This is a genomic window from Marinimicrobium locisalis, assembly GCF_039822625.1.
Taxonomy (GTDB): domain Bacteria; phylum Pseudomonadota; class Gammaproteobacteria; order Pseudomonadales; family Cellvibrionaceae; genus Marinimicrobium; species Marinimicrobium locisalis.
Window position 1 is genome coordinate 13372 of sequence record NZ_JBDLLG010000012.1, and the last position, 16941, is coordinate 30312.

At 60.0% G+C, this 16941-nt stretch carries 13 protein-coding genes; 7 read left to right on the forward strand and 6 right to left on the reverse strand.

The window, feature by feature from the left end; translation table 11 throughout:
- Positions 1 to 34 precede the first annotated feature (34 nt).
- The 3 genes from AAE514_RS08925 to corA all read right to left on the reverse strand — a co-directional run bounded on the left by AAE514_RS08925 (position 35) and on the right by corA (position 2810).
- Entirely contained in the window at positions 35 to 745 is a 711-nt protein-coding gene (locus AAE514_RS08925) for an SDR family NAD(P)-dependent oxidoreductase (protein WP_347331185.1), read from the reverse strand.
- 57 nt (positions 746 to 802) lie between these two features.
- Positions 803 to 1447, reverse strand: coding sequence for an HAD family hydrolase (locus tag AAE514_RS08930; protein ID WP_347331186.1), 645 nt, complete (start codon positions 1445 to 1447; stop codon positions 803 to 805).
- A 409-nt stretch (positions 1448 to 1856) separates the two neighbouring features.
- Entirely contained in the window at positions 1857 to 2810 is a 954-nt protein-coding gene (gene corA / locus AAE514_RS08935; RefSeq protein ID WP_347331187.1) for a magnesium/cobalt transporter CorA, read from the reverse strand.
- 144 nt (positions 2811 to 2954) lie between these two features.
- Between corA and AAE514_RS08940 the strand changes: the two genes are divergently transcribed.
- Complete coding sequence (locus tag AAE514_RS08940; protein WP_347331188.1) at positions 2955 to 3281, forward strand: hypothetical protein; 327 nt, start codon at positions 2955 to 2957, stop codon at positions 3279 to 3281.
- 3 nt (positions 3282 to 3284) lie between these two features.
- On the opposite strand, the gene grxD is transcribed toward AAE514_RS08940, so the two are convergent.
- The 3 genes from grxD to AAE514_RS08955 all read right to left on the reverse strand — a co-directional run bounded on the left by grxD (position 3285) and on the right by AAE514_RS08955 (position 8569).
- Positions 3285 to 3608 carry a Grx4 family monothiol glutaredoxin gene (gene grxD / locus AAE514_RS08945; RefSeq protein WP_347331189.1) on the reverse strand — a complete coding sequence of 108 codons (324 nt, stop codon included), beginning with the start codon at positions 3606 to 3608 and terminating at the stop codon, positions 3285 to 3287.
- Between the two features lie 195 nt (positions 3609 to 3803).
- Positions 3804 to 6191: an ATP-dependent helicase HrpB gene (hrpB, locus tag AAE514_RS08950; protein ID WP_347331190.1), complete on the reverse strand. Its 2388-nt coding sequence runs from the start codon at positions 6189 to 6191 to the stop codon at positions 3804 to 3806.
- Positions 6192 to 6511: 320 nt separating this feature from the next.
- Entirely contained in the window at positions 6512 to 8569 is a 2058-nt protein-coding gene (locus AAE514_RS08955; protein WP_347331191.1) for a TonB-dependent receptor family protein, read from the reverse strand.
- A gap of 326 nt (positions 8570 to 8895) precedes the next feature.
- Between AAE514_RS08955 and AAE514_RS08960 the strand changes: the two genes are divergently transcribed.
- The 6 genes from AAE514_RS08960 (at position 8896) to AAE514_RS08985 (ending at position 16871) form a co-directional block, all read left to right on the forward strand.
- Positions 8896 to 10059, forward strand: a complete 1164-nt coding sequence (locus AAE514_RS08960) for an acetylornithine transaminase (RefSeq protein WP_347331192.1) — start codon at positions 8896 to 8898, stop codon at positions 10057 to 10059.
- A gap of 48 nt (positions 10060 to 10107) precedes the next feature.
- Positions 10108 to 11022, forward strand: coding sequence for an ornithine carbamoyltransferase (gene argF, locus AAE514_RS08965; RefSeq protein WP_347331193.1), 915 nt, complete (start codon positions 10108 to 10110; stop codon positions 11020 to 11022).
- Between the two features lie 3 nt (positions 11023 to 11025).
- A complete protein-coding gene (locus tag AAE514_RS08970; protein ID WP_347331194.1) occupies positions 11026 to 12132 on the forward strand; it encodes an ABC transporter ATP-binding protein in 1107 nt (368 codons plus the stop codon).
- A 284-nt stretch (positions 12133 to 12416) separates the two neighbouring features.
- On the forward strand, positions 12417 to 13097 hold the full coding sequence (locus AAE514_RS08975; protein ID WP_347331195.1) for a class I SAM-dependent methyltransferase: 681 nt from the start codon (positions 12417 to 12419) through the stop codon (positions 13095 to 13097).
- Between the two features lie 15 nt (positions 13098 to 13112).
- Entirely contained in the window at positions 13113 to 14483 is a 1371-nt protein-coding gene (locus AAE514_RS08980) for an APC family permease (RefSeq protein WP_347331196.1), read from the forward strand.
- Positions 14484 to 14486: 3 nt separating this feature from the next.
- The gene (locus AAE514_RS08985; protein ID WP_347331197.1) at positions 14487 to 16871 is read left to right on the forward strand and encodes an efflux RND transporter permease subunit; all 2385 of its coding nucleotides are present in this window, start codon (positions 14487 to 14489) and stop codon (positions 16869 to 16871) included.
- The last annotated feature ends 70 nt before the right edge of the window (positions 16872 to 16941 follow it).

Sequence of the window (16941 nt, forward strand, 5' to 3'; positions counted from 1 at the left end):
CACAACTCCAGCCTCCGGGCAACCCGCCGCTCCGCTACCAGGGCAAGTCGCTCCCATCCCAGTGCAGAAAACGCCCGGTGTCTTCCGGGCCCAGCCCTTCTATCACACTCCAGAGCCGCTCGGAGGTCAGTGCCGGGGTAAAAAGCTTGTCTTCGGGTAGTGACCGGGTGAAGGGTTGGGACAGTGGCGTAGCGGTGGTGCCGGGATGCAGCGCCACCAAGCATAACTTGCGGTGCGAGCGGGCCAGCTCGATAGAGGCGGTTTTAATCAGCATATTCAGTGCGGCTTTGGAGGCCCGGTAGCCGTACCATCCCCCCAGGCGATTATCACTGATGCCCGCGATTTTCGCACTGAGGACCACGGCTTTGGTGGGCTCGGAACGTGGCATAATCGGGATCAGGTGTTTGAGAATTAACGCCGGCAGGATGCTGTTGATCGCAAAGTAGTGGGTCAATTGTTCGCTGTTCAATTCCGCCAGTTTTTTCTCGGGCATACTCCCTTCGCGATGAAGCACCCCCACGGCACAAAACACAAACGTCAGCGGCTCGTCTCGTTGTTGAATACGCTGGGTCAGTGCCTGCAACGCCGACTCGCTGTAGTCGCATTGCACAGGCTCTACGCCCTCGGGCAACGCCATACTTTCGTGACGGCTGACCGCCAGAACGTGGTAGGCCGTGTGCACGTGGGCAATCATGGCTTGGGCGATGGCGCTATTCGCGCCAAAAACGACGGCCAGGGGTTTCATGGGGGCTCCTCATTCGAGTCGGTTATTTAACCGATACGACGGGGAGCCCTTTTGGGATCAGGCTTGGGGGACGCGGAACTCGGACCAATCGTGGAATACGCGCTCGACTCCAAACGCCTCCAGTTGTTCGGGGTTGGCGTGTGGCCGGTAGGCCCAGACGGTGGCACCGGCCTTGGTGGCGGCGGTAAGCCCGGGCACGCTGTCTTCCACAACGAGGCAGCGGGTAATGTCCGCTCCGATGTTTTCGGCCGCGCGGCGGTAGATGGCCGGGTCGGGTTTGGCGACGGCGAGTTTTTCGGAGTCGAACCGGCGCGCTTCGGGGAAGTATTGGTCGAGGCCGGTGACGCTGAGTTTTAGCTGGAGTTCGAAGGTACGGGAGTTGGTGACGAGGGCGTAGGGGTGGGTAAGCGCCGTTAGCACGGTTTCGATGCCGGGCATGGTTTTGAGTTCGGTTTTCATGAGTTGTTCTGAGAACTGGCGGTTGTCGTCTTTGAATTGGTCGAGGTCGGGGATGGGTTTTCCGAGCCGTTGTTCGACCATTTTGATGCAGTCGGGGAAGCTGTGGCCGGTGAAGGTTTCGGCGACTTGTTGTTCGGTGTAGTTCATGCCAAGATTTTGGATGGAGCGATGGAGGGCGCGGGTGGCCAGGATTTCGGAGTCGACCAGCACTCCATCACAGTCAAACAATACAGCTTCAAACAAAATGGTTTCCTCGGTTTGCTTTCAATAAAAAATACACTTGGCCCCACCTAATTGCGTTACGACCGGTCCGTCATGAGGCATTCCTTTTCAAGACACGCCGTAAACCCATCCCTGGGGGCTCGACGCGCGGAGTCCCGCCGCTTACGGTCTTGAAAAGGAATGCCTCATGCCGGCCCTCTGCACATTGTAGCGAGTTTGTGCTGCCGTGCTTTGCGCGGTGTAGGGTGTAGGGTTCCCAGACCGTGGAGCGCGGGATTCGCGATTCGAGCCTACGTGGACGACCCACAGGGATGTGGGAAGTGTCCGTAAGCGCCGGGAGCGCGTAGGACCGGGTTCACGGCGTGTCTGGGAACCCTACACCCCACACCGTACCTCCGCACTCTGCCCCGCGTTTAGCGGTTCTGGCGAATTACAACCAATCCTTGTGTTTGAAGTACCAGTACGGCGCTATGCCGGACAAGACCATGATCAGCAGGGCCCAGACGTAGCCGAATTGCCAGTCGAGTTCGGGCATGATGTCGAAGTTCATCCCGTAGATGCTGGCCACCACCGTCGGGGGCAGGAAGACCACGGCGGCGATGGAGAAGGTTTTGATGATTTGGCTCTGTTCGATGTTGATGAAGCCCTGGGTGGAGTCCATCAGGAAGTTGATTTTGTCGAACAGGAAGGCGGTGTGGGACATTAGGGTGTCCACGTCGCGTTTGATTTCACGGGAGGTTTCCTGCAGCTCGAAGTGTTCGCGCAGGTGGCGTTGCAGGAAGGAGATGGAACGCTGGGTGTCCATTAGGCAGAGGCGAATTTTGCCGTTGCTGTCTTCCAGTTTTGCAAGTTTGTCGATGGCGTCTTCAAGTTCGGCGTCGTCGTCTTCGAGCACGAGGTGGCTGACGTCTTCGAGTTTGCGGTGGATGTCTTCGAGTACGTCGGCGAGGTTTTCGACTTTTTGCTCGAACATGGTGATCATCAGGTCCTGGGGCGAGGTGGCCTGGACTTGGCCGCGCCGGGCGCGCATGCGCAGCAGGCGGAAGTCGGCCAGGTCGCCGTCGCGCAGGGTGATCAGCCGTTTCTCTTGCAGGATGAAGGCGACGGTGACGGTGCTGTGCCGGCCTTCTCCCGGGGACAGGAACAGGGAGTGAACGTGCAGGCCGGCGGCGTCTTGGAAGTAGCGGGCGGAGAATTCGATCTCTTCCACGTCGTCGGACTCGGGCAGTTCGGCCCGCAGGAAGGTGTTGAGCAGTTCGCGTTCTTCTTCGGTCGGTTCGTGGGCGTCGATCCAGACCGCGTCGTTCAGCGCGGTTTTGAGGCTGCTGTCATCCACCGGCTGGTCGCGCAGGGTGGCGCCCCGGATATTGAACATTCTCAACATGGATCGTTCTCCTCACGGTTGCGGTATCGGTTTTTTCAACCATAGCACAGAGGTTTGACACCTGAGTGTGGGCATTATACAACAGGCGCTTACCGGATGAATCTGATAAGGTAAGCGTTTTGCACGTTTAAAAGACTGTACCCGATGAATTTTGATGACGTCTCCGCCAATATCCAATCCAAGATGCAGCGCCTGGAGCAGCAGCTGGCCAACCTGCGGGCCGCGCGCCAGCGCGTGGAGGGGGATAATGCCGCGGTGGCGGTCATCGACCGGGATATCGAGATTCTTATGGAGACGCGCGCGAAGTTGCTTCGCTCGCGGGATCTGGTGCAGCAGGTGCATCACATCGGGCAGCAGACTCAGCAGCAGCATCGGCGCGATCGCTTCTACCAGAAGCTGAGTCTGGCCCTCATCGCCTTCAGTGGTGTGGCACTGCTGGCGTTGTTGGGCGTCTACCTTTTTGTAATTTAGCCCTTACTCTTTAGGCGCGGCTTCTTCCAACAACGGCTTGAGCTCACCCTTTTCGTACATTTCCATAACGATGTCGCAACCACCGACCAGCTCGCCCTTGACCCACAGCTGGGGGAAGGTCGGCCAGTTGCCGTACTGGGGCAGACCAGAGCGGATTTCCGGGTTGGCCAGTACGTCCACGTAGGCAAAGCGCTGGCCACAGGCCATGACCGCTTGCGAGGTGCGCTGGGAGAAACCGCACTGGGGGGCGTTGGGGGAGCCCTTCATGTACAGAATGACGGGGTTTTCTTCAATTTGCTGCTTAATGGTTGTCTGTACTTCGTCCATAGGACTGACTGACCTCTTCATTACGGTGTGAATTGCATGTCATTACGACGTGGGTTTCAGGGCGAAATAAATCAACAATCGGCACGGCTGGAAAAACCCAGCATGCGAGTCAAGTATTGCCATTCTAACGCAGGGCGTTTCGGGAAACCAGCCAGCCTGGCCCCACAAACTCGATCAGCGCTAAGCCGAACGCTGTCACCCCTGAGCCAGCCGCCTTTTGGTCAAGCGGGTCGGCGCGTGGCTGAGAGGGTTCTCCGGCCAGGGGTGTTTGGGGTAGCGGCCACGCATTTCCTTGCGTACCCCCTGGTAGGCGCCCTGCCAGAAGGAGGCCAGGTCGGTGGTAATGGCCAAAGGGCTGCCGTTGGGTGAAGCCAAGTGCAAACGCAACGGCACCCGGCCCTCGGCCAGGGCGAATCGCTCGCAACCGAAGAATTCCTGTAGCTTGCCACTGACTTCTGCCATGCCTCGCTCCGGGTATTCGACCGGGACCTCCCGTCCGCTGGGCAGGGTGGCCTTGCAGGGCAGCAGCCGATCCAGCGCTTGAACGGCCTCAAAGCCAAGGTAGAATTGCAGACCTTCAAGCCAGGGCAAGGTGTCGGGCCGCACCCGCTCCGAGAGGTAGGGGCCCAACCACCCGCCCAGACGAGCCCGCAATGTCCCCTCGCCGAGCTCGGGCAACTCGAGTAACCCGGACTCTTTCGCCAAACGCGCCCGCCGCAGCAGCTGCGTGGCGGCATCGGGCCAGGGGTAAGCAGCCTCTCCTCTGGCTTGGATATCCGCCACCAGGGCCGAGACCAGGGATTCACCCGAGACGAGCTCTCGGTCTTCCGCCGTCACCGAGCCACCCATTCGCCACAGCGTCCGCCATTCCCAGCCGCGCTTGGAAAGGCTCAGCTCCGAGGAGGGCTGACTCAAGGCCCGCTGCTGCTCCGGCCCGAGCGTCAGGCTCCAGCCCAGGCCCGCGTGGCCCTTGCCGTGGGCAAGAACCTCGGGAAATACCGCCCATTCGCTCTCAAGCGGCCCTTCCGGGGCAATACTGATCTCGCTATTGAGCCGATAACGCCCCGAGGGCTGTCGATGCCCGATGCGATCACGGTAAACTTGAGCCAAAACCGCTGAAGGCAGTGGGCCGCCCACCGCCTTTGACACTCCCAGCGCTTTACACCACCGGTTCGCCTGCTTTTGCCAGAGCCGATTGCGAGCCAGCGCCTGAGCCGCTCGACCGCGCCAGTCATCCAGCTCGAGCGTCTCAAAATGCAAGGCCAGGGCCATTAGCAGAGCGTCCTCGGGCAAGGAGTCGGCCTCTGTGGCCGCTTGCAGCAGGGCAGCGATGCGCGGGTGAGTCCCCAGCACCGTCACCTGCCGGCCCCGCTCGGTGATCAGCCCCGTCTTATCCAGATGCCCCCAAACCTCCAGTTGCCTGCGAGCGGCGGCTAGCGCCATGGGGTTGGGGGGCTCCAGCCAGGGCAAATCCCCCGCGGGCGACCCCCAATGAGCCAGCCGCAATGCCAGAGGCACCATATCCGTGGAGCGGATTTCCGGTTGATCCGCAGGTGCCAGCACCTCGCTCTCAGCCCACAAACGAATACAGTCCCCCGCCTGCACCCGCCCGGCCCGACCGCGCCGCTGCTCGGCGCTGGCGGCACTGATGCGACGGGTCTGCAACCGGCTAACCCCCGTGCCCTGTTCATAAACCGACCGGCGCGCCTGCCCCGAGTCAATCACCAGGGTGACATCGGCGATGGTCAGTGAGGTTTCGGCAATATTGGTCGCCAGAATCACCCGGGGCCCCGTCGCCGGGTCCAACGCCCTCGCCTGTTCCGCGTCCGGCACCCGGCTGTGCAACCGGACCACCTGACACAGCTCCCCCGCCAAGCGTTGGGCACAGGCTTCAATCGCCCGCCAACCAGGCAGAAACACCAAAACCGTGCGGCTTTTCCAGTCCGACACCGAGGCAAGCGCACTCGCCACCTGCTCCTCCAACGGCTCAGTCCGCTGCCGCACCGCCTGTTTCGGCACCCGATAACTAACCGACACCGGAAAACACCGGCCGGGGGCAAACAGGCGCTGTTCAACCTGAGCTTGCAAGGCCGGGTCAGGCGTCGCAGACATCAGCACCAGCGTGAGATCTTCCCGAAGAATCGCCGCCTCCTGCAACAACGCCCAAGCGGTATCCTGATCCAGCGCCCGCTCGTGAACCTCATCCAGCATCACCGTGGCGACCCCTTCCAGCTCGGGGTCGGAGAGCAGACGCTGCAGGAAAACACCGGGCGTCATCACCACCAGCCGCGTTTGCCCGGAAACCGTCCGATCAAACGGCACCTGATACCCAACCGTCTCACCAACGCCCTCGCCCAGCAACTCCGCCAGCCGACGGGCCACCCCACGCGCCGCCAGAATACGCGGCTGAACCACCCACACCTGCCGCCCTGCGGGCGCCGCCTCCAGCGCCCATAGGGGCGCCAACGTCGATTTACCGGCGCCGGGCTCGGCTTCAAGCAATAGAGGGTCTTGACCCAACGAAGCCAGGAAATCCGCGCGGTAGTCGGAAAGAGGAAGGTGCGGGAGTTCAGGGAATTTCAATGGCTTTAACCTTTGCCAAAACATTTTTTAAATAATGGGCACGGAATCACGTATGTTTATTATGGTGGGTGGCGCGCTTCGCGCTTACCACACCCTACGTACCCCAAAACTTGAGGGTGGCACTGAGGTCTCGGAGGCGGTGAAGCCTTCCGGGACCGTGGAGCGCGGGATTCGCGATTCGAGCCCCCAGGGGCCGCTCCATGGCATCCATGCCATCGCGGCATTAGTGAATCCCTTCACGTCACGGGTTTACGGCGTGTCCCGGAAGGCTTCACCGCCTCCGAGACCGGACTCCGCTCAAGCCCGGAGCTCTCCGACCGCTACCACTGATAATCCACATTAAGCCCCACACTGATTTGACGTCCGGGCGCAGGCTCAAAAGAACGGCCATTGCCCTGATTCACAATCACCGCCCCCACATACTGCTCATCCGTCACATTCTCCAACTTCACCCAACCCGAAACCAACCAGCTCCCATAAGCGCGCTCAGAATCCACACTCCAATCCCAAGTCACCGCCGAAGGCGCCCAGGTCTCATTATCATCCGCCGTCGCCACCTCACCGCGATAGCGCGCCACCACAGCCAACCCCAAGCGAGAGTCCAACCACGGCTCCCACCGAAGCTGCCCATACAAATTCGAATCCGCAATACCCGGCAACTGATTACCCGACCACTCACCGGCCGAATAGGTCGCATCCAAATAACTCGCGCTGTAACGAGCCCACCAACCCGGCGCCAACGCCAGCGAACCAAACGCCTCCAGGCCCCAACGCTCCGTCGCCGCCGCATTGCGATAAGTGGTACGACCGCCCTCCGACTGATCCACCACCAACTCATCCGAACTGTCGATCTGAAACACCGTCAGCTCCATCAGCGGTGAACCGGAGGGTCCAAAGCGAACGCCAATGTCACGCTGATCGGTCTCGGCCGGGGAAAGTCCGGTATTCAGGCCCGTCCCCTCGTTGCGATAGGCCATCTCCGTCAGGGTCGGCGTCTCATAACCGCGCCCCACACTGGCAAACAACTGCCACTGATTCCCCAGATCATACGTCGCTCCCAGAGCGGTCGACACAAAATCATCCTCCCGACCGCCGCTGTCATCGGGGTTGGCGGGCTGGCCGTTTTGGGCCGGCACGATGAAATGGTCGTCCACCGCAAAGGTGAGGTCACTGTAACGGGCACCCCCCGTTACCTCCCAGCGGTCATTCGGCTGCCAGGTAAGAATGGCGAACAGATCCCGACTGTCTACCTCGCCCAATTCGTTCCGGCGCAAGTCGCCGGTGACCCCATTATTGTTTACATAGCCACGGCGTCGGTCCTCCATTTGCTCCAGGCTCATCCCCACCGTGGCCTCCAGCGGGGCGTTCGCCAACGTCAGGTCCCGCGTATAGCTGGCCCGTAGGCCGACGAAATCCCGGGTCAGGTCAATCACCGCCCCGGAGCTGGTGATGTCCTCACCGCCGAAGGGCAGCCACTGATTCACTTCCCGCTGCCCGCGCCAAAGGGCGGTTTCCCAACGGTTTTCGGTTTGAGTCTGACGCAACGTGAGGGAGGCCTGGCGGTGCCGAATCCTCTTACGCGAATCAAAAGTAAAGGCGCGCTCGTTCCCGGCGTCCGGGTCTTCCCGCCAGCGCTCGGGACTCAGGCCCAGCGGATCTTGCAATAGCGGGTCGTCACTGATGTCCACCCGAACAATGGCCTCTATGCCACTCTCGGCGAGATGATACAAACGCGCCCCGGCATTGCGGCGTTCCGCTTCCGCGTGGGGGCGTTCGCCATCGCTCTCAAACCGAGAGGCCTGAACCCGCGCGCCCCAATTCCCCTCGCGCCACTCGCCTGCCAGAGCCTGGCGCCGGCGGTCGCCCTCCCCGGCGAGTAGCTTGGCGCTCAAGCGGTTATCCTCTGGGGCAGCCGTCTTAAACAGAATGACACCACCGGCGCCATTGCCGTAGAGCGAAGCCAAAGGCCCGCGCAGCACCCGTAACCGGGTGACTTCATCCACTGGCACGCTGGAGAGCTGGCCCTGGCCGTCGGGCGTGGCCAGCGGAACGCCATCCAGTTGCAAGTCAATGCCGCGCACTCCAAAGGCGGAGCGCGCCCCAAACCCCCGGAGCGTCACGCGGGTATCCTGGGCATAGTTGGAGCGGCTGCCGGCCTGCACCCCCGGCAAGCCCTGCAGGAGCTCGCCGCTATCGATGCGTAGCCCCGGCTGCTGTTGGCCCATGCTCAGCCCCGTGCCGCCCGGCATTGGCTCGGCTTGTTCCTCACGCTCGCCCGTGACGACCAGCGTCTCCAGGCCGTCGGCCCAGACCGGAGTCGTTACCGTCGCTGCCATAGCGAACACAATAGAGGCCGGTAGCCATTGCAAAACCGTCATTCAATACCACCTTTGAGATAAGAAAATCGTTTTCCGCCGTCGGCGCGGCGAGGGGCACCCATGATACCGGCTCTGGCGCGCCCGTGCAGTCGCCCGCCCCCACCAGTACGGGCTGTAAGCGCCAATGGATGCCATTTGCCAAGCCTGAAAAATCGCTATAGTATTGCTTCTTTGCCATTCCATGGGCTCGCTACCCTCCACCTGTAGCCGGCTGGAATGGCTCCGGAATTCCTGATTGATCCCCGCCTCAACGCATTGGCAGCCTGTTACTACAACGGGCATTTGGCGGTTTTTTGATTTTACTAAAGTACAACTGTGGAGTGTAAATGGACACATTGATGAACACATACGGCGCACGCACTCTGACCCTGGTCCGGGGCGAGGGCAGCCGTGTGTGGGATGATCAAGGCAACAGCTATATCGATGCCATCAGCGGCATAGCGGTCTGCGGGTTGGGCCACTCCCACCCGGCCGTCACCCGCGCCCTGGGCGAGCAGGCCGGCACACTGTTGCATGTCTCCAACCTCTACAACATCCCCCAGCAACGCCGCCTGGCGGATTTGCTGTGCGAGCAGGCCGGCATGGAGCGGGTATTTTTCTCCAACTCCGGGGCCGAAGCCAACGAAGCGGCGATCAAACTGGCCCGCAAATACGGCGCGGCCAAGGGCGTGAGCAAGCCCGCCATTATTGTGATGGAAAACAGCTTCCACGGCCGCACCATGGCTACCCTGAGCGCGACCGGCAATAAAAAGGCGCAAGAGGGCTTTGCCCCGTTACTAGACGGCTTTGTTCGCGTGCCCTATAACGACCCCGAGGCGTTGCGAGCCGCGGCGGCGGAACACAAGAACATTGTCGCCGTTCTGGTCGAACCCATTCAGGGGGAAGGCGGCGTACGGGTGCCGGCCCCCGGCTACCTGAACCAGTTGCGGGAAATCTGCGATCAGAATGACTGGCTGTTGATGCTGGACGAGATTCAGACCGGCAACGGCCGCACCGGCCGCTACTTTGCCTTTCAGCACAATGGCATTCAGCCCGATGTGCTAACCACCGCCAAGGGCCTGGGCAACGGCGTCCCGATTGGGGCCTGCCTGGCCCGGGGCGAGGCCGGTGATATTTTCCAACCCGGCAGCCACGGCTCCACCTTCGGTGGCAACCCGCTGGCCTGCAGCGCCGGCATCGCCGTGGTGGAAACACTGCTGAACGAAGGCTGGATCGAGCGGGCGGCACAACTGGGCAACTGGCTGGCACGCGAATTCCAGAGCCGCTTGGAGGGCGAAGCCAAAGTGGTGAATATTCGTGGGAAGGGGCTAATGATCGGCATCGAGCTGGACCGCCCCTGCGCGGAGCTGATCGCTCAGGCCCGCGAGCGCGAGCTGCTGATCAACGTGACTGCGGGCAACACTATTCGGTTGCTGCCGCCGTTTATCCTCAGCGATGCGGAAGCCGAAGAACTGGTGACCGGCGTAGTAGAACTGATTCGCGCCTTTTAATTCATCGGCCGTGCGCGCGGCCCACTGTTGAAACAACGAGTTGCCATTATGGCCAAACCAAGACACTTTCTGACACTGATGGACCTGGACCCCACGGAACTGAATGCCGTGCTCAACCGTGCCATTGAACTGAAAACCATCCAGGCCAAAGGCGAGTCCGAAGAGCTGTTCAAAAACAAAGTGCTGGGGATGATTTTCGAGAAATCCTCCACACGTACCCGCGTCTCGTTCGAGGCGGGCATGGCGCAAATGGGCGGTCACGCGCTGTTTCTGTCGCCGCGCGATACTCAGCTGGGTCGGGGTGAGCCGATTGAAGACTCCGCCCGCGTGCTCTCGCGCATGGTGGATGTCGTCATGATCCGTACCTTCGAGCACGAAAACGTCGAACGTTTCGCGCAATACTCCAAGGTTCCCATTATCAACGCCCTCACGGATGACTTTCATCCTTGTCAGCTGCTGGCGGACATGCAAACCTTTCTGGAACATCGCGGCCCGATCGCCGGGCGTACCGTCGCCTGGGTGGGCGATGGCAACAACATGTGCCAGTCCTACATTAATGCCGCCCAGCAATGGGACTTCGAACTGCGCATTGCCTGCCCCGAAGGCTTTGAGCCGCGCCAGGACCTGCTGGAGGGCGCGCGCGACCGTGTGACCGTCGTGCGCACACCGCAGGAGGCCGTGAAGGATAGCGATCTGGTGGTAACCGATACCTGGGCCTCCATGGGCCAGGAAGATGAAAAGAACACCCGCGAGCGGGCCTTTGACGGCTACCAAGTCAACACCGAGCTGATGAGCCACGCCCACAGCGATGCTCTGGTCATGCACTGCCTGCCCGCCTACCGCGGCAAGGAAATCAGCGCCGAGCTTCTGGACGATCCCGACTCGGTTATTTGGGAAGAGGCGGAAAACCGCCTGCATGCCCAAAAAGCATTGGTGGAGTTTTTGTTAAACCACTCACGGTAGCCTATGACCGCACTGCTGGACGTCAAAGAAATTCGCTGCGGCTACGACGGAGAAGCCGTTGTCGACCAACTGTCATTTGCACTGAATGAAGGCGATATTTGTTGCCTGCTCGGCCCCAGCGGATGCGGCAAGACCACGGTACTGCGCGCGATCGCCGGGTTTCTACAACCCGGCGGGGGCGACATTCACCTCGACGGCCAACTGCTGGCCTCGGGCACCCAATCTCTACCGCCGGAGAAGCGGCGCGTAGGCATGGTCTTTCAAGACTATGCACTGTTCCCCCACCTGAACGTGCGCGAGAACCTGAGTTTCGGTCTCAAGGGGCGCAGCGCCCGGGAAAAGTCCCGCATCTGTGACGAACTGCTGCAGCTGGTCAAACTGGAAGACCTCGGTCACCGTTTTCCCCATGAGCTGTCCGGCGGTCAACAGCAGCGCATTGCCCTGGCCCGCGCTCTGGCACCAGAACCTAAACTGTTGCTGATGGACGAGCCCTTCTCCAGCCTGGATGTGGAGCTGCGCCGGGCATTGGCCCTGGAGGTACGGGCAATTCTGAAAGAGCGCGGCATCACCGCGATTATGGTCACCCATGACCAATCCGAGGCCTTTGCCATGGCCGACAAAATCGGCGTACTGAATGCGGGCGAGATGCAACAATGGGACACGCCGTTTAACCTTTATCATGAACCGGCCACCCGTTTTGTCGCCAATTTTATCGGCCAGGGGGTTTTCCTCGCGGGCCACCTGCTCAACCGCAATACGGTGCGCACCGAACTGGGTGACATCGAAGGCAACCGCTGCTACGAATGGCTGGAAAACACGCCAGTGGATATACTGTTGCGCCCGGATGATGTCATCCACGATGACAGCAGTGATAAAAAAGCCGAAGTCATCGCCAAGGTGTTCGCTGGCACCGCGACGCTTTATACCTTGCAGCTTCCCACGGGCAGCCGCATCCAGTCGGCTTTTCCCAGCCATCACGACTACGCCATCGGCGATCACGTGGGCATTCGCCTGGAGGCCGACCATTTGATCGTGTTCCGGCGCGAAGAACAGGCCGTGGGCGGCAAACATTACGGGTTGGAAGCCGCGTCGGTGGAGTCTCAGCAGTAACCGGCAGGGCCGTGGTGGTAGGTGGCGCTTCGCTCCGAAGCGTCGGACCGACCAACCCTACCCAATATTCGCTCAAAACCCTCCGCCCCCTTATCAACACTGGCACTTAATTAAACCAATCCGTTCGTCACAGTGACAAACGGCTCGTCACAAACCCTCTCCGCCCGTCACAGACCACTCGAATTCAGTCCAAGCGCTGTGCCAACCTGTGTTCCATAACATTCGCCCACGTCGCCGGGCGAGCATCACCTAAACCTGCAACGGAAAACGGGACTTTAACTGCTATGAACCGGCCACAAGGGAAACGCTCCTCTGTCAGAGCCTTAAAGATCGCGCTGATTTGTACTCCCCTGGTACTGATTGTACTGGGAGCCTTTGGCTGTTCCGCCGCCTTTACCCGGTATGACTACGACCATATGTTCGACCGCAAAGGCTGGAACCGGCCGGAGGAGGTCATCGCCGCCCTTAACGTGCAACCTGGAGACTCGGTTGTGGACTTAGGCGCCGGAGATGGTTACTTCAGTTATTACCTGGCGGATGCCGTGGGGGAAAGCGGTCACGTCTATGCCGTCGATACCAACGAGAAAGCCATGAAGCGCCTCCAGGCCGAGGCGGAGGAAAGAGGCTACGATAATATTACCGCCATCGTTGCGGAGAAACACGACCCGCGCTTGCCCGAGGATGAAATTGACCTGGTTCATCTGTGCAACTCCTACCACCACCTGACAGAGCGAACCCGCTACTTCCGCAACTTGGCCTCCCATCTGCGGCCCGACGCGCAAGTCGCGATTCTCGACACCCGCAAGGGCACACCCTTTTTCATCATTCCTCACGGGATCTACCCGGACCAAATCCGCCAGGAGATGGAAGCGGCCGGTTATCGCTATACGGCCAGCCATGACTTTCTGCCGTTCAATAGCTTCGAAGTGTATCGGTGGTCATCCGCGACGACCGCCTCCGAATAAGAGTAGGACGACACCATGAACAAGGGACAGCTCATCGGATTGATCACCGCCGTGTCCCTAATACTGGGAAATACCATAGGCAGCGGAATTTTCACCACCAGCGGTTTTCTGGTTCGGGATATCGGCCACCCGCCGCTGATTCTGTCGCTTTGGGCGCTGGGAGGTGCCATCGTGCTTTGTGGCTCACTCGCTTACACTCGTCTCCACCGGTTGTGGCCCGAGTCGGGAGGAGAGTTCGTCTACATCCATAAAGGTTGGGGGCGCGCCCCGGCTTTTCTATCCGGCTGGACATCACTCACCCTAGGTTTCGGCGCCGGCATCGCCGCCGCGGCCATGGGGGCAAGCCACTACGCATTAACCTTACTGACGGACCTTGTCCCGAACGACTCGGTGCTCAACCAAGCGTTCGCACCTAATTTATTGGCGGTGTTGTTGATAGTGGGGGTTACACTCCCCCACTCTTTTTCCATTCGAGCCAGCACCCGCTCCCATCTGTTGATTACCGCCGTCAAGGTCATATTAATCGGCGGGTTGTTTACCGCCGCATTTGCGGTACTCGGTGGCGCGGACAAGAGCACGGCCGTCCAAGCCAGCTTCCTCACCGCGCCACCGGAACGCCCAGTCGACTTCGCGGCGGTGGGGCTGGGACTGGTCTTTATTCTATACGCCTATTCCGGCTGGAATGCGGTCAATTACATTGCCGAGGAGGTCCGCACGCCGGCCCGCACCATACGAAATGCCATGTTGATCAGCGTCGTGCTGATTACATTTTTCTATCTGACCGCCAATACGCTGTATTTCGCCGCCCTACCCTACGAGCAGCTGGTGGCCGAACCGATATTGCCCGTTGCCAAGAAAGCGATGGACGCGACACTCGGAACGTCCTTCACAACGGTGTTCACCCTGGCCCTTTGTCTCGCGCTGCTCACCTCCGTTAGCGCCATGGTCTGGGTCGGTCCCCGAGTTTATTCCAAAATGGCAGAATCCGGCCTGCTGCCCACCGCATTGATCAGTCGCACCGCCGGCGGTTCACCGGCACGGGCCATCTACCTTCAATCCCTGTGGGCCATCGCCCTGTGCCTGACCGGCACCTTCGAGCAGTTGATCGTATATAGCGGTCTGGCGCTGATGGTGTTCAGCAGCCTTGCCGTAGCCGCCGCTTTGCGTTTTCACCCCGAGGGCGGAGATAAGGTCGGCTGGTGGGGCGCGGTTTTGTATCTGCTGCTGGTTCTGCCGGCGGTTGGACTGGCGACGGTTCACCAACCGAAAACCGCCTTGCTTTCCCTGCTTACGGTACTGGCGGGCTACCCCATCTACTGGATGATGGATTCCCGCTGCCCAAGGCTTTTGCGTTTACGCCGAATTGATTCCCCTACAGACAGGTGACCCATGCGCTCTTTTAAATCCGACGTCATTAGCCGTTTTGTCGTCCACCATCCGGTTAAATCTATTCTACTGGCCTTGCTGCTTAGCCTGACGGCGATCGCCGGGGTGCGGAACCTGGAGGCCGACTTCACTTACCGCGCCTTTTTCAGCGAAGGTAACCCGCTGCGAGAGGAGGTAGAAGCATTCGAGCGCCAGTTCAGCAACGACGATACCGCCGTGCTCATGGTTCGCAGCCCTTCCGGCATTTTTGACCCCGAGAGCGCCCGCTTGGTGGTGGAGCTGACCGAAGCCATGTGGGCGCTACCCGAGGTCGTGCGGGTGGATTCGGTGAGCAACTACCGGTGGGTACACGCCGCGAATGATGAAATCGTCGTCGAACCCTTGATACCGGAGCAGGGCCAGTTGAGCCAAAAAATGCTGGATCAGCGCCGAGAGGTGGCCCTGAATCACGAAATCATTCCAGACTACCTTCTAAGCCAAGACGGCACCACCACCATGATCGTGGCCACGGTGCGTAACGCCCAGGATACCGCCGTGGACCCCGAGCCAGTCATCTCCGGGGTCCGGGACTTGATTGAGCAACACCAGAGCGGGGATCACGAATTTCATATTACCGGGCGACTCGCGATAATGCAGGGCATGAAGGAAAGCTCCCAGGCTGACGTTCAAGCCCGCCTGCCTCTTATACTGGCGGCAATTCTCTTTATTATCTTTGTGCGCTTTCGCAGCTTGGGCGCCATGCTATCGGTGCTACCACTGCTGTTTCTTTCCGTTGCGGCGACCATGGGCCTGGCGGGTTGGCTGGGCATAAAGATCAGCAACATTACCGCTTTGGTTCCGCAGTTTATCATCGCCATTTGCGTGGCGGACTCCATTCACATTATCACCCGCTGCTTTGAGCTTCGGCGCCAGGGGAAGGAGCGTCGAGCGGCCGCGCAACTGGCGCTGCAGGAGAACTTCACACCTACCGTACTCACCACTCTGACCACCACCGCTGCCTTCTTCAGTTTTACGACCTCGGATATCCGGGCCATTTCCGACTTGGGCATTCTGGTCGGCATTGGCACCATCATCGCTTGGTTGGTTACCTACTTCGTCGTGGGTGCCATTCTCAGCTGGCTGCCCCAGAAAAAAACCAACTCGGCGGCGGCCGCGGCCGAACCGCTCGAGGGGCCCGGGGCGGAAGGCACAGCCCCGGTTCAAAGTTCAGAGTTGCCCCGGTGGGTTATGCGCTACACAGAGTGGCTTCGGGATAAAGCGTTGGCGATCACTGTCGGCTTTGTGATCCTGATCGGCGCCAGTGTTTTTATCGCCTCCTTGAACCAGATCAATGCCAACCCATTCCAGTACTTCGCCTCCGGCTTCTGGCTGCGTGAGGCGAACGACTTCGCGCAGGAGCACCTAAAGGGAGCTCAGGGTATTGAGGTAGTCGTGGAAACCGGCGAGCCGGACGGCATCAAGCGTCCAGAATTCCTAAAGCAAACCGAAGCCTTCCAGCAGTGGATTGATCGGGACATTCCCAATGTGGTCCGTACTTACTCCATCGTCGACATCGTTAAGCAGTCCAACCGATCACTACACAATGACGACCCCGCTGAGTACCGAATTCCCGATAGCCCACAGGCGATATCGGAGCTGATGTTTCTTTATTCTCTTAACTTGCCCCAGGGGCTGGATCTATCCGACCGCGTCAGCCTGAAAAACGATTCGCTGCGCATCACCGTTAAGTGGACCAACTACAACTCGAGCCAGGCCACCCGTTTGGCCAAGGAAATAGAACAAAAGGGTCAAGCCATGGGGCTGGATGTACACACCACGGGAAAAATGCTCTTGTTCCAACGAATGAACGGCTATGTGGCCAGCTCCTTTCTGGTAACCCTGGGCCTGACGATATTGGTGGTCAGCCTGATACTCATGGCGACATTCCGTTCGGTTCAACTGGGGTTGATTTCCCTGGCCACGAACATCTTTCCCTTGTGCCTTGGCATGGCCGTGCTTCAGCTATCGGGCCACTCCATCGATATCGGTGCGGTCGTGGTACTGAGCGTGTGCCTGGGCGTGGCGATTGACGATACGATTCACTTTATAAACCACACCCGAATGCGACAAAACCAGGGCTGGCCGATGCTCGACATTGTTCGGGACACTTTTTCTCACGTCGTGCCGGCGATAAGCCTGACCAGCGTCATTCTCGTTCTGGCCTTTGGCTCCTTTATCACGGCCAGCTTTGTCCCCAACGCCAACTTTGGCCTCATGGCCATTGCGATTCTCAGTACGGCCTGGCTGGCCAACGTCTCATTACTGCCGGCCATTATGTACTTGCTGGAAAATCGAAAAGAAAAGCGTGTGTCGGCGGTTGGCCCGAAGGTGCTACACCCCGAGCAGTGACGCATTGCGGTACCCAGGCGCCGGGCCAGGAATTGGCCCGGCAACCGATTTGAACTCACTCAAGCCAGAC